Consider the following 19542-nt stretch of genomic DNA (forward strand, 5'->3'; position numbering starts at 1 on the left):
GCTACTTCGCTTTTGGCTGTCGCTTTTTCGCGGCAGCCTTTACCAATTTTATCTCGCTTTCCACCCAGCCATCGTTCAGGCGGGTGGTGAGCAGAGCGCCTGGTCTGGCCTGTTTGGTTGTCTTTAACACTGCGCCATCGTTTGTTGTGGTGACGCTATAGCCGCGCGCCAGCGTGGCTAACGGGCTGACCGCCTCCAGATGCGTGACCGCGTTGCCAAAACGCTCGCGCTGTTCGCTAAGGCGCGTGCGAATGTTTTCCGCCAGTCGATACTCCAACTGCTGAATACGTGATTGCGCACGATGAATGCGCGGCTGCGGGTTTTGCTGATTCAGCCTTTGCTCAAGGCGAATTTGCTGCTGTGAAGCGCGCTTGAGCTGGTTTTCCAGCGCAAAGCTCATGCGCTGACGCAGTCGCTCCAGCGCCGTTTGCTGGCGAGCCAGACGCAACTGCGGGTGCTGCTGTTGCAAGCGGTGATGTAGCTGGGTAAATCGACGAGTGCGATTGGCGAGGTAGTAATCCATCGCCATGCCTAAACGTTGCTGGACGGATTGAATCTGGCGCAGCAACTCCTGCTGGTTACGGCTAACAATTTCGGCAGCCGCAGAAGGCGTTGGGGCGCGCAGGTCGCCAACAAAATCGGCGATGGTCACGTCAGTTTCGTGGCCGACTGCGCTAACTACCGGGATCGTGCTTGCAAAAATCGCCCGCGCCACGCGTTCGTCGTTAAAGCTCCATAAATCCTCCAGCGAGCCGCCGCCGCGTCCGACGATGAGTACATCGCACTCGCCTCGCGCGTTCGCCAGTTCAATGGCGCGAACAATCTGCCCCGGCGCATCATCGCCCTGAACGGCGGTCGGGTAAATGATAACGGGCAGGGAAGGATCGCGACGCTTCAGGACGTGGAGAATATCGTGCAGCGCGGCGCCCGTTTTGGAGGTAATCACCCCGACGCAGTGGGCAGGAGAGGGCAGTGATTTCTTGAACTGCTGATCAAACAATCCTTCGGCCTGCAGTTTGGCTTTCAGTTGCTCATACTTCTGTTGCAACAGGCCTTCACCCGCAGGCTGCATGCTCTCAACGATAATCTGGTAATCACCACGCGGTTCATACAGCGTAATGTTCGCGCGCACCAGCACTTGCTGCCCGTGTTGCGGGCGGAATGTCACACGACGGTTGCTGTTGCGAAACATCGCGCAGCGCACCTGAGCGGTGTCATCTTTGAGCGTGAAATACCAGTGGCCGGACGAAGGTTGGGTGAAATTCGAGATTTCGCCGCTGATCCACACTTGTCCCATCTCCTGCTCAAGCAGCAGACGAACCGTCTGATTAAGGCGACTTACGGTAAAGATTGACGAGGTTTGAGAGGATAACATGTGAGCGGGATCAAATTCTAAATCAGCAGGTTATTCAGTCGAAAGTAACATGCCCACAGAGGAGCGCAAGGTTTTTTTGCAAAAAAGTGTGGATGCAATCGGTTACGCTCTGTATAATGCCACGGCAATATTTATTAACCAATCTGGTCGAGATATTGCCCATGCTACGTATTGCCAAAGAAGCCCTGACGTTTGACGACGTCCTCCTCGTTCCCGCTCATTCTACCGTTCTGCCGAATACTGCTGACCTCAGCACGCAGTTGACGAAAACCATTCGTCTGAACATTCCTATGCTCTCCGCAGCCATGGATACCGTGACTGAAGCGCGCCTTGCGATTGCTCTGGCACAGGAAGGCGGCATCGGTTTTATCCACAAAAACATGTCTATCGAGCGCCAGGCTGAAGAAGTCCGTCGCGTGAAGAAACACGAATCAGGCGTGGTGACTGACCCACAGACCGTGCTGCCAACCACGACTCTGCGCGAAGTAAGAGAACTGACCGAACGCAACGGTTTTGCGGGCTATCCGGTGGTGACGGAAGATAACGAACTGGTGGGTATCATCACCGGTCGTGACGTGCGTTTTGTGACCGACCTCAGTCAGCCGGTTAGCGTATACATGACGCCAAAAGAGCGTCTGGTTACGGTACGTGAAGGCGAAGCGCGTGATGTTGTGCTGGCAAAAATGCACGAAAAGCGCGTTGAGAAAGCGCTGGTTGTTGATAACGGCTTCCATCTGCGCGGCATGATCACCGTAAAAGACTTCCAGAAAGCTGAGCGTAAACCTAACGCCTGTAAAGACGAGCATGGCCGTCTGCGCGTAGGTGCGGCTGTAGGCGCGGGTGCAGGTAACGAAGAGCGTGTTGATGCGCTGGTTGCCGCAGGTGTTGACGTGTTGCTGATTGACTCCTCCCATGGCCACTCTGAAGGCGTATTGCAGCGTATTCGTGAAACCCGTGCGAAATACCCGGATCTGCAAATCATCGGCGGTAACGTTGCAACGGGCGCAGGCGCTCGTGCGCTGGCTGAAGCCGGTTGCAGCGCGGTGAAAGTGGGTATTGGCCCTGGTTCTATCTGTACGACTCGTATCGTCACCGGCGTGGGCGTTCCGCAGATCACTGCGGTTTCCGACGCGGTTGAAGCGCTGGAAGGCACCGGTATTCCGGTTATCGCCGACGGCGGTATCCGTTTCTCTGGCGATATCGCTAAAGCGATCGCTGCAGGCGCGGCTGCGGTAATGGTGGGTTCTATGCTGGCCGGTACCGAAGAATCCCCGGGTGAAATTGAACTCTACCAGGGTCGTTCTTACAAATCTTACCGTGGTATGGGCTCTCTGGGCGCGATGTCCAAAGGCTCTTCTGACCGTTACTTCCAGAGCGATAACGCTGCTGACAAACTGGTACCGGAAGGTATCGAAGGTCGCGTTGCCTATAAAGGCCGCCTGAAAGAGATTATCCACCAGCAGATGGGCGGCCTGCGCTCCTGTATGGGGCTGACCGGCTGTGGTACTATCGACGCGCTGCGAACGAAAGCAGAGTTTGTCCGCATCAGCGGTGCGGGTATTCAGGAAAGTCACGTTCACGACGTGACCATCACCAAAGAGTCCCCTAACTACCGCATGGGCTCCTGATAAGTTTCCGCGCCCGGCTCAATGCCGGGCGAATTTGTTTCACTTGCCTCGGAATTAGCGTCAATGACAGACAATATTCATAAACATCGCATTCTCATCCTCGATTTTGGATCGCAGTACACTCAACTGGTGGCACGTCGCGTACGTGAGCTGGGCGTCTACTGTGAACTGTGGGCATGGGATGTTACGGAAGCACAAATTCGCGAATTCAACCCAAGCGGTATTATTCTTTCCGGCGGCCCGGAAAGCACTACTGAAGACAATAGCCCGCGAGCACCGCAGTATGTGTTTGAAGCGGGTGTTCCTGTATTTGGCGTGTGCTACGGCATGCAGACCATGGCGATGCAGCTCGGTGGCCATGTTGAAGGGTCTCACGAGCGTGAATTCGGCTACGCGCAGGTAGAAGTTCAGACCGACAGCGCGCTGATCCGTGGCATCGAAGATTCACTGACCGCAGATGGCAAACCGCTGCTGGACGTGTGGATGAGCCACGGCGACAAAGTGACCGCTATCCCGGAAGGCTTCGTCACCGTTGCCAGCACCGAAAGCTGTCCGTTTGCCATTATGGCGCATGAAGAAAAACGCTTTTACGGCGTGCAGTTCCACCCGGAGGTCACCCACACCCGTCAGGGGCTGCGTATGCTGGAGCGCTTTGTGCGTGACATCTGCCAGTGTGAAGCCCTGTGGACGCCGGCAAAAATCATTGACGACGCCGTGGAGCGTATCCGTCAGCAGGTTGGCGACGACAAAGTGATCCTCGGCCTGTCCGGCGGCGTTGACTCCTCCGTGACCGCCATGCTGCTGCATCGCGCCATCGGTAAAAACCTGACCTGCGTATTCGTTGATAACGGTCTGCTGCGCCTCAATGAAGCTGAGCAGGTCATGGATATGTTCGGCGATCACTTCGGCTTGAACATCATTCACGTTAAAGGCGAGCAGCGTTTCCTGGACGCGCTGAAAGGCGAGAACGATCCGGAAGCCAAACGTAAAATTATCGGTCGCGTGTTCGTTGAAGTCTTTGACGAAGAAGCGCTGAAACTGCAAGACGTGAAGTGGCTGGCGCAGGGCACTATCTACCCGGACGTTATCGAATCTGCCGCTTCTGCAACCGGTAAAGCACACGTCATCAAATCTCATCACAACGTCGGCGGCCTGCCGAAAGAGATGAAGATGGGTCTCGTTGAACCGCTGCGTGAGCTGTTCAAAGATGAAGTGCGTAAAATTGGCCTGGAGCTGGGGCTGCCGTACGACATGCTGTACCGTCACCCGTTCCCGGGGCCAGGTTTGGGCGTACGCGTGCTGGGCGAAGTGAAGAAAGAGTACTGCGACCTGCTGCGTCGTGCGGACGCTATCTTCATTGAAGAGCTGCACAAAGCTGACCTGTACAACAAAGTGAGCCAGGCGTTCACCGTGTTTCTGCCGGTACGTTCCGTTGGTGTGATGGGCGATGGACGTAAGTACGACTGGGTGGTTTCTCTGCGTGCGGTAGAAACCATCGACTTTATGACTGCTCACTGGGCACACCTGCCGTATGACTTCCTCGGTCGCGTGTCCAACCGCATTATCAACGAAGTGAACGGTATTTCCCGCGTGGTGTATGACATCAGCGGTAAGCCGCCAGCAACGATTGAGTGGGAATAACAACGTCCCCCTTAACCTGATTTTACGCAGGTGACTCGCACAAAACCCTCTGTTTTTACAGAGGGTTTTTTATTATTGCAGTTAATCGACCAGCTGTAGCTGCGGCTGTGATTGTGATGGAACGTTCTGAACACGGACATCCATTTGTGGATAAGGTAGATCGATATGGTTGGCGTCCATCGCTTCTTTGATGTTTTCCAGCAGATCGTAATATGTGTTCCAGTATTCGCCGTTACGCACCCAAACGCGAACGTAGAAGTTTAGCGATGAGGCGGCAAGTTCGCCCAGACGCACGGTCACGCCGCGACTCTGATCAATGCGTTCATCTTGCTCGATGATGTGATTAATGACGCGTTTCACATCTGCAATACGGCTCTGATAGCCGACGCCAATCACCAGGTCGATACGGCGAAACGGGTGGCGAGAATAGTTGATGATATTGTCAGAGATAATCTTACCGTTGGGGATCACCACTTCTTTGCTATCGGCGGTGAGCAGAGTGGTTGAGAAGAGATGTACCTTTTCAACCGTCCCGGTGACCGCGCCAATTTGCACGATCTCGCCGGAGCGGAATGGGCGCAAGGAGACCAGTAGCACGCCGGCTGCAAAGTTGGACAGCGACCCCTGCAGCGCCAGGCCAACGGCCAGCCCGGCGGCACCAATGATGGCAATAATGGATGACGTTTCGATGCCGATGCGACCCAGAGCTGCAACGACAAAAAATGCGAGGATGATATAGCGGACCAGCGCGGTGAAGAACTGGATAATAGTGATGTCGACTTTACGCTTTAACAGCAGCTTCTCCAGTCCTCGAGAAAGCAGGCGTGAGACAAATTTACCGATAAACAGTAGAATCACGGCGGCAACAATGTTCCAGCCAAATTGAATCACCGCATCGCTGTGCCCGGCGATCCACTCAAAACCGCTTCGTATTTTAGGAAATAATGTAAAACCCTGCATGGTATTACCCTGTTGAATATAAAAATGATAAAAGGCTTATATAAATTTCAATTGCATATGACATACAAATAAACGAGCCATTTATATTAATTAATAATATTGATTAGCGGCTATTTGAGCTGTGTTTGTGCTTTTTATGTTCAATAAACAAAAACATAGGAAATCTGCGTGAATAGTGCTGCGACGTGGTATGAAAAGATAGTGTAATTGTGCGGAAAACCAAAATGCCTTGTCGGGGCACAATGTACGGGGGTATAAAAAGGGTAAGAGAAGGGAACGCAAATCCCTTACCGGATGGTTAAATGTCAGGCGATTAGCCATCCGGTAAGGAATCTTGTAATTCATGACATCACAAAGGTCTACGAGCGATTAACGTTGGTCAATTTGTGCCGGGGAAGTCTGTTGCGACAGACTGCTCTGTTGGGATTCTTTCTTGTCCTGATGGTGGTGCCACGCACCGATAGCAGAGTAGACGAAGCGTCCAAAGAAGAAGAGAAAGCTGATAAGCAGTACGATCCTGATCATTCGACTGTTAAATCGGTGTCGTTTTCGTAGGCTGGTAACCTGGCTCACAAAGGGTTCCTTCAAGTGTACCCAACGATGGGCGATACTTACATTAAGGCACACTGTGAGGGAATGGTCAATTCATTATTATGTAAAAAGCATCAGTCGTTTTATCTTCTTATGTTATGAAAGATAATTTTATTATTTGCATTAATAATGGATTAACGATAACAAAAGAGGAAAAAAGTAATAAATGATTAATGAGGAATATTTTTCTTGATATATATCAAATGCCCTCAGCAAGTGATAACTAAAATCGATGCGTCATTGCGGCGTGCTATACATCATCGCTTTAAAGCCAGGAGGGATACCTGTCTGAATACCCCATCAGGATGTGAGGGACTCTACTGAGCATCTATGAAACTTAATAAAAAATATATTAGTACCAGAGATAAGTGGTGGGCATTACCTCTCCTTTTACCCTCCTTGTTGTTGCCTTTATTGAGCGGTGCGAACACCTACGCATATATTAGTACGAGTACCGTCGTTCTTTTTTATCTGCCTTTAGCGCTGATGATAAGCCTGATGCTCTTTTTTGGCTGGGCAGCATTGCCGGGAATTATCGTTGCGATAGTCTGGTATAAACTCCCGCAGGTCGGGGTGTCTGAAACAGTGTCAATCATTGCGCACTTTATCGTAACCATTGTACTCTGCTGGGGAGGGTATCGGGTATTTGCCCCCCGTCGGAGCAATGTGGCTCATGGCGACTCTCATCTGATGTTCCAGCGCATATTTTGGCAGGTTTTCTGTCCGGCAACGCTGTTTCTGGTGCTCTTTCAGTTTGCCGCGTTTGTTGGCGTGTATGAGAGCAAATCCGGCATGATGGGTGTCATGCCTTTTAATACCGGCACGCTGATTAATTATCAGGCATTACTGACGGGGAACCTTGTAGGCATCCCGCTGTGCTATTTTATCATTCGTGTTGTACGGAATCCTTTTCACCTACGCGGCTATTTTTCTCAGTTAAAGCAGCAGTTTGATTCCAAAGTAACGAAAACAGAGTTTGCAGCGTGGTTGATGGTATTGGCTACGTTAATGACGCTGTTGTGTATGCCGTTAAATGAAAATAGCTCAATATTCAGCACAAATTATACCCTGTCTCTGTTATTGCCTGTCATGTTGTGGGGGGCAATGCGCTATGGCTATAGATTTATTTCGTTGATATGGGCAGTCATACTCATTACGGGAATACATCATTTTCGGAGCTATATGCCCTGGTATTCGGGTTACGATACGCAACTGGCGATCACCTCCTCGAGCTACCTTGTTTTCTCTTTTATCGTGAATTATATCGCTGTATTGGCGACGCGTCAGAGGGTTGCGACCCGACGTACCCATCGTCTGGCCTACTTTGATCCCATGGTACATCTTCCAAACCTGCGTGCGTTGAACCGGGAGTTGAAGAAGGCGCCATGGTCCGTGCTCTGTTTTTTGCGGATCCCCGGCATGGAGCCGCTGGTAAAAAACTATGGCATCATGCTACGTATTCAGTACAAGCAAAAAATCGCTCACTGGATAGCCCCGTTCCTTGAACAAGATGAGTACGTCTTTCAACTCTCCGGTAATGATTTAGTCCTGCGTTTTAACACTGAGTCCCATCAGCAGCGTATTGAGGCGTTGGATCAGCATATAAAGCAGTTTCGCTTTATCTGGGATGGTATGACTTTACAGCCGCAGGTGGGGATCAGTTATTGCTATGTTCGTAATCCGGTGAGTCATATCTACCTGTTATTAGGTGAACTCAGCACCATTGCCGAGCTCTCCCTGGCCACCAATGCGCCTGAAAATTTACAACGACGCGGTGCCATGCACCTGCAGCGGGACCTAAAAGATAAAGTAACGATGATGAACCGGCTGCAGCAGGCGCTGGAGCACAACCGCTTTTTCCTGATGGCGCAGCCAATTTATGGCGTGCGTGGGGATGTGTATCATGAAATCCTGCTGCGCCTGAAAGGGGATAGCGACGAAATCATTACGCCAGATAGTTTTTTACCTGTCGCGCATGAGTTTGGCTTGTCCTCCAGCATCGATATGTGGGTGATTGAAAATACGTTGAAATTTATGGCTCAGAATCGGGAAAGCATGCCAGCCCGTCGCTTTGCCATCAATCTATCCCCTACGTCAGTGTGCTGCGTCCGACTGCCGAGTGATATCGCTAAATTGCTGACGAAGTATCAGATTGAAGCGTGGCAGCTGATATTTGAGGTAACAGAAAGCAATGCCTTAACCAATGCAGAACAGGCGCAGGCAACGTTGCTGCAATTGCAGCTACTCGGTTGCCAGATTGCGATTGATGATTTTGGAACCGGCTATGCCAGCTATGCACGGTTGAAAAATGTGAGTGCCGATATCCTGAAAATTGACGGCAGCTTTATTCGTAATATTGTTTCGAATAGCCTCGACTACCAAATTGTGGCGTCTATTTGTCACCTGGCACGCATGAAAAGAATGATGGTGGTGGCGGAGTATGTCGAAAGCGAAGAGATACGCAGTGCGGTGATTTCTTTGGGGATTGATTACATGCAGGGCTATCTGATAGGCAAACCGCAGCCACTGAATGAGATCCTTGAAGAACAGGTGCCAGAAGCCCTGGCACCTGCAGAAGACTCACGCGGCGATATCGGGTGAGCTTTCTTCTTCAATTTTAAGCCGCCAGCCCGTTACGCCCTCCCAGTATTGCTGCTCTTTTTCCAGATCGAGCAATACCAGTGCGTTCTGGCTGAACCAGTCGTGTGGGAAGCGTAAGGTCCAGTGGTTCTCGTCTGCAATCAGCGTGAGCGTCGGCGGCGTTGTCGTCGCCTGGCGCTGATTATTCAGCAAGACGCCCAGACGTAATAACTGGATAAGTGGCAGGAATTGCTTCTTCTTGAACAGCGTAAAGCGCGGGAGATCGTCCAGCTTAACGGCTTTGCGATGGTAACGAACCAATGTCGCCATCATTAACTGCTGCTCCTGGTTGAATCCCGGTAAATCGCTGTTTTGCAGAATATAAGCAGAGTGACGGTGCAGGCCGCTGTGGTTGATGTTCAGCCCGACTTCATGCAGCATTGCGGCCCATTTGAGTAATGCTTCCAGCTGTGGATTTGCCAGTTTCGGCTGCTGCGCATGCCACTGGTCGTACATCTGCATGGTGGTTTCCAGTACGCGTCGCGCCTGTTCACTGTCGATGTTGTACTGGTTCGCCAGACTGCTGGCGGTACGACTGCGCACGTCTTGGTGACGAAAGCGGCCCTCCATCTCATACAGCACGCCTTCACGCAGCGCCCCATCGGAAAGGCGAAGCTCACGAATACCCAGCGCATCAAAAACGCCGCACAGGATAGCGAGACCAGGGACAAATACCGCTTTTCGTTCCTCGGATAACCCTGGCATACTGAGCGCTGTAAAAGACGAGTGCTTCAGGACTTCATTGATCAGCATCTCCAGGCGTTCGGGGGTGATAAAACCATCTTTCTCACCCATCTCCAGCAGCACCTCGTGCGCCGCTTTGATGGTGCCTGAGGCGCCCAGTGCCACGTTCCAGCCCTGAATACGAAACTGCCAGGTTAAGGTTTCCAGCTTCTGTGCCGCCGCCATACGGGCGCGCTGGAAGTTTTCCCGGTTGATAATGCCGCCCGGGAAATACATTTGGGCAAAGCTGACGCAGCCCATCCGACGGCTCTCGACCAGTTTAGGTTCGAAATCTTCTCCGATCACCAGTTCGGTGGAACCACCGCCGATGTCGATCACCAGCTTACGACCTTTCTCCGGCTGGGTATGTTCAACGCCCATAAAAATCAATCGGGCTTCTTCGTTACCGGAAATAATCTCGATCGGATAGGGGATGACCTTTTCCGCACGCTTGAGAAAATCAGTGGCATTTAGCGCCTGACGCAGCGTATGGGTCCCCACAATACAGACGCTGGATGGGGGGAAGCCCTGCAGACGTTCCGCGAACAATGACAAACAGCTTAATCCGCGCTCCATGGCTTCTTCGCTCAGCTTATTGTCTTCGCCGAGTCCATCCGCCAGATGTACGCGTTGCTTCAGTCGGCCGATAATTTGCATCGCCCCGTCAACCACACGGGCAATGACCATATGGAAACTGTTTGAACCAAGGTCGACCGCGGCAAACTCCTGCGGTCGTGGTGACTTGTCGTGTATTGGCATATCTTTAGTCAGGTTGCTCGAGTGATTTGATGTAGTCATAAATCGCTAATTGTGACTGAACTTTACGGCGGTTTCCGCGCGGCACGTAGCGATTACTGAGTTCTTTATCGATGAAGCGAGCCTTCACCGTGTCGCTGAACAGGATCTCGATAATATCCAGCACGCGCTGCTTGAGGTGTGGATCCAGCAGCGGTGTGGCCACCTCGATACGATAATCAATGTTTCTCGTCATCCAGTCCGCAGAGGACAGGTACACCTGCTTATCGCCACCGTTCTCGAAGATATAAACCCGGTCATGTTCAAGGTAGCGGTCAACGATGCTGATAACGCGAATGTTGTCACTGATACCTTCCAGATTTGGGATCAGGGAGCACATCCCGCGAATCAGCAAATTAACCGGCACGCCCGAGCTTGACGCCGCATAAAGACGGTCAACGAGGCCTTTATCAACCAGATTGTTCAGTTTTAACGTAATGCCGGAGGAGCGCCCCTGCTGCGCATTGGCGATCTCTTTGTCGATCATCGCGTACAGCAGACGTCGTGAGTTCTGTGGGGAAACCAGCAAATAATCGAAGGTCACCGGACGATACGGATTTTCGATAAAGTTGAACACCCGACGCACTTCGTTGGTAATGCGCGAATCGGCGGTCAGCAATGAATAATCGGTATACAGTCGCGCTGTTTTTTCGTTGAAGTTTCCGGTACCGATATGGGCGTAGCGCACCACCTCGTCGCCTTCTTTACGCGAGATAAGGAACAGCTTGGCGTGAATTTTCAGACCCGGCGCGGAGAAAATGACGTGTACGCCTGCTTCGGTAAGACGCTTGGCCCAATGAATATTGGCTTCTTCATCAAAGCGAGCCTGCAACTCAACGACCACGGTCACTTTTTTACTGTTGTGAGCCGCATGGATCATCGCGTCGATGATACGGGAGTCTTTTGCCACGCGGTAAATGTTGATCTTTATTGCCAGTACGCTCGGGTCAAATGAGGCCTGACGCAGCAGTTCAAGTACGTGTTCAAAAGTATGATACGGATAATAGAGCAGCACATCGCGCTCGCGGATCGCATCAAATCCGTTACGGAATTTCTCGTTATCAAACCAGATATGGCGCAGGCGAGGCAGCGGCTTGTTCACCAGGTTGGCTTTGCCAACGTTGGGGAAATTAATAAAGTCTTTAAAGTTATGGTAACGCCCGCCGGGGACGATTGAATCATAGCGGGAGATTGTCAGTTTTTCACGCAGGACTTCGACCAACGCATTGGGCATATCACGCTGATAGACAAAGCGCACAGGCTCCGCGGTCAGACGCTGTTTCAGGCTGGAGGACATAAGCTCCATCAGACTGGATTCCATCTCGTGCACCAAATCGTATTCGGCGTCACGGGTCATTTTCATTGAATAGGCGTTCAGCGTATCGTAATCAAAGAACCCTTTGAAAATGTCATCAAGGCAATAACGCAAGATGTTGTCTAACAGGATCATCGGTTTGCGGCGGCGCGGCGTTTCCGGCGGCAGATTTACAAAACGAGGAACCTTGTCGGAGGGAATTTCCAGCAGCGCATAGCGAATGGTATCACCGCGAATGATCTCCACGGCCAGATAGGTATAGTCATCTTTCAGAAACTGGACTAAATCTGTCTCACGATTAATCAGGATCGGCGTAATGTGCTGACGCAGATATTGCTTGAAGTAATGACGTAACCAGCTTTGTTGATTCACTGACAGCTGGCGCTCGTTGATTAAGAATATCTGATTGCGCGCCATCTCCAGCAGTAATTCATTGTACAGGCCGTCGAACTCCTGATCGGCTTTCAGCACGCGGGCCTGGATTTTGCCTAACAGATGGCGGGAGTGAGAGTTAGAACCCTGCTCTTCGCTAATAATGATGCGGCGTTTAAGTTCGGCAAAACGAACTTTATAAAACTCGTCGAGGTTATTGGAATAGATGCCCAGAAAGCGCATCCGTTCAATCAACGGGTTTGACTTATCAGCAGCTTCCTGCAGGACACGTTCGTTGAACGCTAACCAGCTCAGCTCTTTCTCGATGTATAGCTTTTCCTGACCCATTAACACTTTTACTCCGTTTCATTCACGGGACACTACATGATCATTATGGCGAGCATTGCTCTCAGATGTCCAACAGTGCCAGAAAGATATGACAATAAACCGTCTGATAGCAAAGAGAAAGGGGGAGAGTCGTGCCGTCATCCGGCAATCAGATGCAACAATGCCGGATGGCTCCGGCATTGAAAGTTTGTCAGTCGTGATCGGCCGCGTAGCCTTGTGGCGAGAGGCGATTACCGTCCAGCCAGGCTGCGTCATCACGCATTTTCAGCCGACCGTCGATAAACCAGCTGACCACTAGCGGATAAATAGCATGTTCCTGCGCCTGAACGCGGGCTGTTACGTCATCTTCGCTGTCGCCGTCAAACACCGGCACTTTCGCCTGGAGAATAACCGGTCCGCCGTCCAGCTCATCAGTAACGAAATGAACGGAAGTCCCGTGCTCTTCATCACCGTTTTCCAGAGCCTGGCGATGCGTATGCAGGCCGGGGTATTTGGGCAGCAGAGAAGGGTGGATATTCAGCAAACGCCCGGCGTAGTGAGCAACAAACGCCGGGCTGAGGATGCGCATATATCCGGCCAGCACAACGACATCTGGCACCCAGGCATCAATCTCTTGTATCAGTTGGCGATCAAATGCGTCACGGCTGGCAAATTGGCCGGCTTCCAGCGAATGTGCCGGTATACCGGCTTCTCGCGCACGTTCAAGGCCGAACGCATCGGCCTTGTTACTGAATACTGCGCGTACGGTGCCATTGATTTTTTTCTGTTTGCAGGCGTCGATTATCGCCTGCAAATTGCTTCCGTTGCCGGAAATGAGCACCACAATGCTTTTCATTCAATGACCACGCGCTGTTCGGAATCAGATGCTTTGATGATACCGATTCTCCACGCGTTTTCACCTTTTGCATTCAGCAGGGCGAGGGCATTTTCCACTTCTGCTTCCGGCAAGGCGATAACCATGCCTACGCCGCAGTTGAAGGTGCGATACATCTCATGCTGGCTGACGTTACCCGCCGTTTGCAGCCAGTTAAAGACGGCTGGCCACTGCCACGAGGATTCGTCAATGACTGCCTGGGTATTATCTGGCAGGACGCGCGGGATATTTTCCCAGAAACCACCGCCGGTCAGGTGTGCAATAGCGTGCACATCAACCTTCTCAATCAGCTCCAGGATAGATTTCACATAAATGCGGGTTGGTGCCAGCAAGTGATCGGCCAGTGATTTACCATCCAGCTCGGTTGTTTCCGGGTCGCAGCCGCTGACTTCAACGATCTTACGCACCAGAGAATAGCCGTTTGAGTGTGGACCGCTGGAGCCCAGCGCAATCAAGACATCGCCATCAGCCACTTTTGAGCCGTCGATGATTTCTGATTTCTCGACCACGCCAACGCAGAAACCGGCCACGTCATAATCTTCACCGTGATACATCCCCGGCATTTCAGCGGTCTCGCCACCGACCAGTGCACAACCGGACTGCAGGCAACCTTCGGCAATGCCGTTAATCACGCTGGCTGCGGTATCGACGTCCAGTTTGCCGGTGGCGTAGTAGTCGAGGAAAAACAGCGGCTCAGCGCCCTGAACCACGAGGTCGTTGACGCACATCGCCACCAGGTCAATGCCGATGGTGTCGTGGCGCTTCAGATCCATCGCCAGACGCAGCTTTGTTCCGACGCCGTCAGTGCCTGAAACCAGTACCGGTTCACGATATTTTTGCGGCAATGCGCACAGCGCACCGAAGCCACCCAGACCCCCCATAACTTCCGGGCGACGGGTTTTCTTTACTACGCCTTTGATTCGATCGACCAGAGCATTCCCTGCGTCAATATCAACACCGGCATCTTTGTAGCTAAGAGAGGTTTTATCGGTCACTGCCTGGTTCCCCACGTGTTTACTTGCAGTAAAAGTTAAATTCGGCGCAATTCTAACAGGGAAAGCAAACGTTTGCGAGCCTGCTCTGTATCGACTTTTTTCTGTCGGATTTTTCAGCGTTTTACGTCATGACTACGCGCCGTGAGGTTGCATGGCCTGGTATCTGCATAAAAATAGTGACGGTGGTGGAACATTAGCACGTGCGCCTAAGAAATCTTTTTAGAGTATCAATACACCGCCCAGGTTAACGATAAATTGTTATAGAATTCAATGTGCTGATAATCATCTCAGTCAATCATATGGGGCGTGTTTTATACTCATACTCCAGACGTAAATGACTTTGGTTGATCCATATCAAGCGTATGCAGTGTTGCGCCAGAGAGGAAAAGCGGTATAATCCGGCGATTTTTTTTGTGGTTGCCACTCGTCTGAGGAAAGGAGAAGAGTATGAAGATCGTGGAAGTCAAACACCCACTCGTCAAACACAAGCTGGGATTGATGCGTGAAAACGACATCAGCACTAAACGCTTTCGTGAACTCGCCTCGGAAGTTGGCAGTCTGCTGACTTATGAAGCAACCGCTGGTCTGGAAACCGAAAAGGTGACCATTGAAGGCTGGAACGGTCCGGTTGAAGTTGACCAAATTAAAGGTAAAAAAATCACCGTTGTGCCGATCCTGCGTGCGGGTCTGGGCATGATGGAAGGCGTACTGGAAAACGTTCCGAGCGCGCGTATCAGCGTTGTAGGTATGTACCGTAACGAAGAGACGCTGGAGCCGGTTCCGTACTTCCAGAAGCTGGTTTCTAACATTGATGAGCGCATGGCGCTGATCGTTGACCCGATGCTGGCCACCGGCGGTTCCGTTATCGCCACCATCGACCTGCTGAAAAACGCGGGCTGCAGCAGCATTAAAGTGCTGGTGCTGGTTGCGGCGCCGGAAGGTATTGCCGCGCTGGAAAAAGCGCATCCGGATGTTGAACTGTATACCGCATCTATCGACCAGGGGCTGAACGAGCACGGATACATTATTCCGGGACTCGGCGATGCCGGCGATAAGATTTTTGGTACCAAGTAAATGAATAAATAAAAAGAAGCCGACTTTAAGAGTCGGCTTTTTTTTGAATAAAACAACCCAATCGCAACTCACACAAAATACTCAGAGGAAAACACTATGACGCGCCGTGCTATCGGGGTGAGTGAAAGACCGCCGCTTTTACAGACAATCCCGCTTAGTTTGCAGCACCTGTTCGCCATGTTTGGCGCCACGGTACTGGTGCCAGTCCTGTTTCATATCAACCCGGCTACCGTCCTGCTGTTCAACGGCATTGGTACGTTGCTGTATCTCTTTATTTGTAAGGGGAAAATCCCTGCCTATCTGGGGTCCAGCTTCGCTTTTATCTCTCCGGTACTGCTGCTGCTGCCGTTAGGGTATGAAGTGGCGCTCGGCGGCTTTATTATGTGTGGCGTGCTGTTCTGCCTGGTTTCTTTCATCGTCAAGAAAGCAGGAACCGGCTGGCTGGATGTGATGTTCCCGCCTGCGGCAATGGGCGCAATCGTTGCCGTCATTGGTCTTGAGCTGGCTGGCGTCGCTGCGGGGATGGCGGGTTTGCTGCCTGCCGAAGGACAAATGCCGGATACTAAAACCATTATCATCTCGATGGTAACGCTGGGCGTAACGGTATTTGGTTCGGTACTGTTCCGCGGTTTCATGGCGATTATCCCTATTCTGATTGGTGTGCTGGCGGGTTATGCGCTTTCCTTCGTGATGGGCGTCGTGGACACCACGCCGATTGCCGAGGCCCACTGGTTTGCCCTGCCGACTTTCTACACGCCGCGCTTTGAATGGGTGGCTATTCTGACTATCCTGCCTGCGGCGCTGGTGGTGATTGCCGAACACGTAGGACACCTGGTGGTGACGGCCAATATCGTGAAGAAAGATTTGATTCGCGATCCCGGCCTGCACCGTTCGATGTTCGCCAACGGTCTGTCGACGGTGATCTCCGGCTTCTTTGGTTCGACGCCTAACACCACCTACGGTGAGAACATCGGCGTGATGGCGATTACCCGCGTGTACAGTACCTGGGTGATTGGCGGGGCGGCAATTTTTGCCATTCTGCTCTCCTGCGTGGGTAAACTGGCCGCCGCGATCCAGATAATCCCGCTGCCGGTCATGGGCGGCGTCTCGCTGCTGCTTTACGGGGTGATTGGCGCGTCGGGTATCCGCGTGTTGATCGAATCAAAAGTCGATTATAACAAAGCGCAAAACCTGATCTTGACGTCGGTTATTCTGATCATCGGCGTGAGCGGTGCGAAGGTTCACATTGGTGCCGCTGAGCTGAAAGGCATGGCGCTGGCGACCATTGTCGGCGTTTGTCTGAGCCTGATTTTCAAAGTGATCAGCCTGCTGCGTCCGGAAGAAGTTGTCCTCGATGCTGAAGATGCTGACAGCCCGCAACACTAAGTCTCTGACCGGGCGGCGATGCTGCCCGGTTCTATCGCGACGTATTTCTGTGGTAAACTCACCGCGATTTTATGAAATCCTGGGTTGAGGTATCTCTGAACACACCGGCACAGCTCTCTCTGCCACTTTATCTTCCTGACGATGAAACCTTCGCAAGTTTCTGGCCGGGGGATAACTCCTCTTTACTGGCCGCGCTGCAAAACGTGCTGCGTCAGGAACATAGCGGGTATATTTATCTCTGGTCGCGTGAAGGCGCGGGCCGCAGCCATTTGCTGCACGCAGCATGCGCCGAGCTTTCTCAGCGTGGTGATGCGGTAGGTTATGTCCCGCTGGATAAGCGCACGTGGTTCGTACCGGAAGTGCTTGATGGCATGGAGCATTTATCGCTGGTGTGCATCGATAACATCGAATGCGTGGCCGGGGATTCCCTGTGGGAAATGGCGATCTTCGATCTCTACAACCGCATCCTGGAATCAGGCAAAACCCGCCTGCTGATCACCGGCGATCGCCCACCAAGGCAGCTGAATCTCGGGCTGCCGGATCTGGCTTCTCGTCTGGACTGGGGACAAATCTACAAGCTGCAGCCGCTCTCGGATGAAGACAAACTGCAGGCGTTGCAATTACGCGCCAGGCTGCGTGGGTTCGAACTGCCGGAAGACGTGGGTCGTTTCCTGCTCAAGCGCCTGGATCGCGAAATGCGTACGTTGTTTATGACCCTGGATCAGCTGGATCATGCGTCAATCAGCGCTCAGCGCAAACTGACCATTCCATTCGTCAAAGAGATTTTGAAACTGTAAGCACCGCAGCCGGAAAGACTGCGGTGTGTCGCATTAGCCGACGATCTCCAGCACCTGCTCCGGCGGACGGCCAATTCGCGCCTGACCGTTGGCGACCACAATCGGGCGCTCCATCAGTTTTGGGTTTTCCACCATCGCCTGAATCAGCGCCTCTTCACTCAGATGACTGTCCGCCAGGTTGAGCGACGTATAGAGATCTTCTTTCTTGCGCATTAGCTCGCGCGCGCTGGACATGCCCAGCATTTGCAGCAGATTACGCAGGGTTTCCGCGTCCGCAGGGGCGTCGAGATACAGCACCACTTCCGGTTCCACACCGTTGGATTTCAGTAATTCCAGCGTTTCGCGGCTCTTTGAGCAACGTGGGTTATGGTAGATTCTAATCGCGTCAGTCATTGTTGTTTCCTGATTACATCTTGGTATACGGTTTAAAGCGCTCTTGCAGCTGGCGTAGCTGGTCGATGCGGGCATCGTACCGAGCCTGCTGCTGGCTTCCCAGCTTCACCTGCGAGCTTGCGCTGCTGAGCATAGAAATTGCCTGGTCAAGACGTCCTGCCAGGGCGTATCCTTCCGCGCGCGCCGCCAGTTCCTGATCGCGGTTGTTCAGCGTCGCTTCCGTTTGCGCTAACAGATCCCAACCGTTACCGTCATCTTTATGATTAAACGTATAACGATTCAGGATGGTTGCGGCTTCTTTGGCCTGACCGGCCTGCAAATAGGCATTCGCCAGGTTAAGTTGCAATACCGGATTCACGCGCAGGTCGCGGGCGTTTTTCAGGCGGTTAATGGCGTCGCTGGTTTTCTTCTGACCGAGATCGATATCGGTTGCCAGGTCAAGATACCAGGCATTGTTCGGATCGGCTGTCAGCAGCGGCTGCAGCGCTTTACGCGCGTCATCGTATTTACTGTCTTCCATTGCCTGTAACGCCCGGCCGTATTGTGCCGCCCGCTGTTCACGGACATTGCCTTTTGCCCAGTTATCCAGCAGATCGCTGCTTAACTGGTTGCGACCCGAGTTGTACATGCCCAGGGTTCGCGCTTTTGCCAGGTAAAAATCTTCCGAGGATTGCACCACCGTCGGACGCATTTGGTTAGCACGGTTACGCGCATCCGCCAGACGGCTTTCTGGCAGCGGGTGCGTCAGCAGAATTTCAGGCGGACGCGTGGAATAGCGCGCCTGATCGAGCAGTTTTTCCAGAAACGTCGGCATGGCTTGCGGATCAAACCCCGAACGTTGCAGGACCTGAATACCGATGCGGTCTGCTTCCTGTTCATTTTGCTGCGTAAAGCTGATCATCCCCTGACGGGTGCCTGCCAGCGTACCGGTCAGTGCCGCCATCCCCGCCTGCGGGCTGGCCATTGCCAACAGAATGGAACCCAGCGCGCCAACCCAAGTCAGCGGCGCAGAGCGTTTTTGGTCTTCCATGGCGCGCGCCAGGTGGCGCTGCGTGACGTGAGAAATTTCGTGCGCCATGACTGACGCCAGCTGGCTTTCGTTATCGGAATAGCGGAAAAGCGCAGAGTGCAACACCACGTTGCCGCCAAAGAAGGCAAAGGCGTTTATTTCATCGTTGTTTATCAAAAAGAAATGGAAGGGGGTTTTGACGGAGTCCGCGTGTGCGACCAGACGCATCCCCAGCGTATTAATGTATTGGGTCAGCAAAGGATCGTTAATTAACGGCGCACTGCCGCGCAGCTGACGCACGTAATAATCGCCCATCTGCATTTCCTGTCCGATGGAAAGCGTGCTTCCTGCTGAGGTTCCCATATCCGGTAGGGTGTCCGCAGTGTCAGCAAATGCGGGCGCGACCTGACCGAGGGCCAGTGCAGCAATGAGGGTAGCAACCAGGTTTTTCTTCAACTGCCTGAACATAACCTCTGTCCTGTATTCTTTTTTGAGATAGCCATTTGACCCATGCTGAGAAGTATCGTTCACACTCCGCAAGCTTTGTGAGTGTAACTGCGAAATCCGTCGATGAACACCCAGCAAAAATGTCTTTTCACTTTGCGTAAACAGCGATAAAAAGCGAA

Annotated in this window: 15 protein-coding genes; 6 read left to right on the top strand and 9 right to left on the bottom strand. The window is 52.3% G+C overall.

Features of this window, described 5'->3' with window-relative positions:
* Position 1: 1 nt before the first annotated feature.
* Positions 2-1375 (bottom strand): exodeoxyribonuclease VII large subunit, encoded by a 1374-nt coding sequence (gene xseA, locus JQ822_RS11840; protein WP_213133627.1) that lies wholly within the window; start codon positions 1373-1375, stop codon positions 2-4.
* 161 nt (positions 1376-1536) lie between these two features.
* Here xseA and guaB point away from each other — a divergent pair, with 161 nt between their 5' ends.
* The gene (guaB, locus tag JQ822_RS11845) at positions 1537-3003 is read left to right on the top strand and encodes an IMP dehydrogenase (protein WP_213133628.1); all 1467 of its coding nucleotides are present in this window, start codon (positions 1537-1539) and stop codon (positions 3001-3003) included.
* A 63-nt stretch (positions 3004-3066) separates the two neighbouring features.
* The gene (guaA, locus tag JQ822_RS11850) at positions 3067-4644 is read left to right on the top strand and encodes a glutamine-hydrolyzing GMP synthase (protein WP_213133629.1); all 1578 of its coding nucleotides are present in this window, start codon (positions 3067-3069) and stop codon (positions 4642-4644) included.
* A gap of 81 nt (positions 4645-4725) precedes the next feature.
* Here guaA and mscS read toward each other — a convergent pair whose 3' ends face one another.
* Both mscS and JQ822_RS11860 read right to left on the bottom strand, forming a co-directional pair.
* On the bottom strand, positions 4726-5604 hold the full coding sequence (gene mscS / locus JQ822_RS11855) for a small-conductance mechanosensitive channel MscS (RefSeq protein WP_213133630.1): 879 nt from the start codon (positions 5602-5604) through the stop codon (positions 4726-4728).
* Positions 5605-5973: 369 nt separating this feature from the next.
* Complete coding sequence (locus JQ822_RS11860) at positions 5974-6177, bottom strand: DUF2633 family protein (RefSeq protein ID WP_213133631.1); 204 nt, start codon at positions 6175-6177, stop codon at positions 5974-5976.
* Positions 6178-6525: 348 nt separating this feature from the next.
* On the opposite strand from JQ822_RS11860, the gene JQ822_RS11865 reads away from it, so the two are divergent.
* Positions 6526-8796 carry a sensor domain-containing phosphodiesterase gene (locus JQ822_RS11865; protein ID WP_213133632.1) on the top strand — a complete coding sequence of 757 codons (2271 nt, stop codon included), beginning with the start codon at positions 6526-6528 and terminating at the stop codon, positions 8794-8796.
* On the opposite strand, the gene ppx is transcribed toward JQ822_RS11865, so the two are convergent.
* The 4 genes from ppx to purM form a co-directional block, all read right to left on the bottom strand.
* Entirely contained in the window at positions 8776-10317 is a 1542-nt protein-coding gene (ppx, locus tag JQ822_RS11870) for an exopolyphosphatase (RefSeq protein WP_213134072.1), read from the bottom strand. The genes JQ822_RS11865 and ppx overlap by 21 nt on opposite strands.
* 4 nt (positions 10318-10321) lie before the next feature.
* Positions 10322-12388 carry a polyphosphate kinase 1 gene (ppk1, locus tag JQ822_RS11875; RefSeq protein ID WP_213133633.1) on the bottom strand — a complete coding sequence of 689 codons (2067 nt, stop codon included), beginning with the start codon at positions 12386-12388 and terminating at the stop codon, positions 10322-10324.
* 190 nt (positions 12389-12578) lie between these two features.
* Positions 12579-13223, bottom strand: coding sequence for a phosphoribosylglycinamide formyltransferase (purN, locus tag JQ822_RS11880; RefSeq protein ID WP_213133634.1), 645 nt, complete (start codon positions 13221-13223; stop codon positions 12579-12581).
* Positions 13220-14257, bottom strand: coding sequence for a phosphoribosylformylglycinamidine cyclo-ligase (gene purM, locus JQ822_RS11885; protein WP_213133635.1), 1038 nt, complete (start codon positions 14255-14257; stop codon positions 13220-13222). Before purM ends, purN begins: the two co-directional genes overlap by 4 nt.
* A 447-nt stretch (positions 14258-14704) precedes the next feature.
* On the opposite strand from purM, the gene upp reads away from it, so the two are divergent.
* The 3 genes from upp (at position 14705) to JQ822_RS11900 (ending at position 17514) form a co-directional block, all read left to right on the top strand.
* Positions 14705-15331 carry a uracil phosphoribosyltransferase gene (upp, locus tag JQ822_RS11890; RefSeq protein WP_096756189.1) on the top strand — a complete coding sequence of 209 codons (627 nt, stop codon included), beginning with the start codon at positions 14705-14707 and terminating at the stop codon, positions 15329-15331.
* A 96-nt stretch (positions 15332-15427) separates the two neighbouring features.
* On the top strand, positions 15428-16717 hold the full coding sequence (gene uraA, locus JQ822_RS11895; RefSeq protein WP_213133636.1) for a uracil permease: 1290 nt from the start codon (positions 15428-15430) through the stop codon (positions 16715-16717).
* A 95-nt stretch (positions 16718-16812) separates the two neighbouring features.
* Positions 16813-17514, top strand: coding sequence for a DnaA inactivator Hda (locus JQ822_RS11900; RefSeq protein ID WP_213134073.1), 702 nt, complete (start codon positions 16813-16815; stop codon positions 17512-17514).
* A gap of 33 nt (positions 17515-17547) precedes the next feature.
* Here JQ822_RS11900 and arsC read toward each other — a convergent pair whose 3' ends face one another.
* Both arsC and bepA read right to left on the bottom strand, forming a co-directional pair.
* The gene (arsC, locus tag JQ822_RS11905; protein WP_213133637.1) at positions 17548-17907 is read right to left on the bottom strand and encodes an arsenate reductase (glutaredoxin); all 360 of its coding nucleotides are present in this window, start codon (positions 17905-17907) and stop codon (positions 17548-17550) included.
* A gap of 13 nt (positions 17908-17920) precedes the next feature.
* Positions 17921-19384, bottom strand: coding sequence for a beta-barrel assembly-enhancing protease (gene bepA / locus JQ822_RS11910; RefSeq protein ID WP_213133638.1), 1464 nt, complete (start codon positions 19382-19384; stop codon positions 17921-17923).
* Positions 19385-19542: the final 158 nt, after the last annotated feature.

It is taken from the genome of Citrobacter sp. FP75 (assembly GCF_018342065.1).
Taxonomy (GTDB): domain Bacteria; phylum Pseudomonadota; class Gammaproteobacteria; order Enterobacterales; family Enterobacteriaceae; genus Citrobacter.

Coding starts and splice junctions, on each gene's coding strand:
- xseA (WP_213133627.1), bottom strand. CDS start 1,375: ATGTTATCCTCTCAAACCTCGTCAATCTTTACCGTAAGTCGCCTTAAT.
- guaB (WP_213133628.1), top strand. CDS start 1,537: ATGCTACGTATTGCCAAAGAAGCCCTGACGTTTGACGACGTCCTCCTC.
- guaA (WP_213133629.1), top strand. CDS start 3,067: ATGACAGACAATATTCATAAACATCGCATTCTCATCCTCGATTTTGGA.
- mscS (WP_213133630.1), bottom strand. CDS start 5,604: ATGCAGGGTTTTACATTATTTCCTAAAATACGAAGCGGTTTTGAGTGG.
- JQ822_RS11865 (WP_213133632.1), top strand. CDS start 6,526: ATGAAACTTAATAAAAAATATATTAGTACCAGAGATAAGTGGTGGGCA.
- ppx (WP_213134072.1), bottom strand. CDS start 10,317: ATGCCAATACACGACAAGTCACCACGACCGCAGGAGTTTGCCGCGGTC.
- ppk1 (WP_213133633.1), bottom strand. CDS start 12,388: ATGGGTCAGGAAAAGCTATACATCGAGAAAGAGCTGAGCTGGTTAGCG.
- purN (WP_213133634.1), bottom strand. CDS start 13,223: ATGAAAAGCATTGTGGTGCTCATTTCCGGCAACGGAAGCAATTTGCAG.
- upp (WP_096756189.1), top strand. CDS start 14,705: ATGAAGATCGTGGAAGTCAAACACCCACTCGTCAAACACAAGCTGGGA.
- uraA (WP_213133636.1), top strand. CDS start 15,428: ATGACGCGCCGTGCTATCGGGGTGAGTGAAAGACCGCCGCTTTTACAG.
- arsC (WP_213133637.1), bottom strand. CDS start 17,907: ATGACTGACGCGATTAGAATCTACCATAACCCACGTTGCTCAAAGAGC.
- bepA (WP_213133638.1), bottom strand. CDS start 19,384: ATGTTCAGGCAGTTGAAGAAAAACCTGGTTGCTACCCTCATTGCTGCA.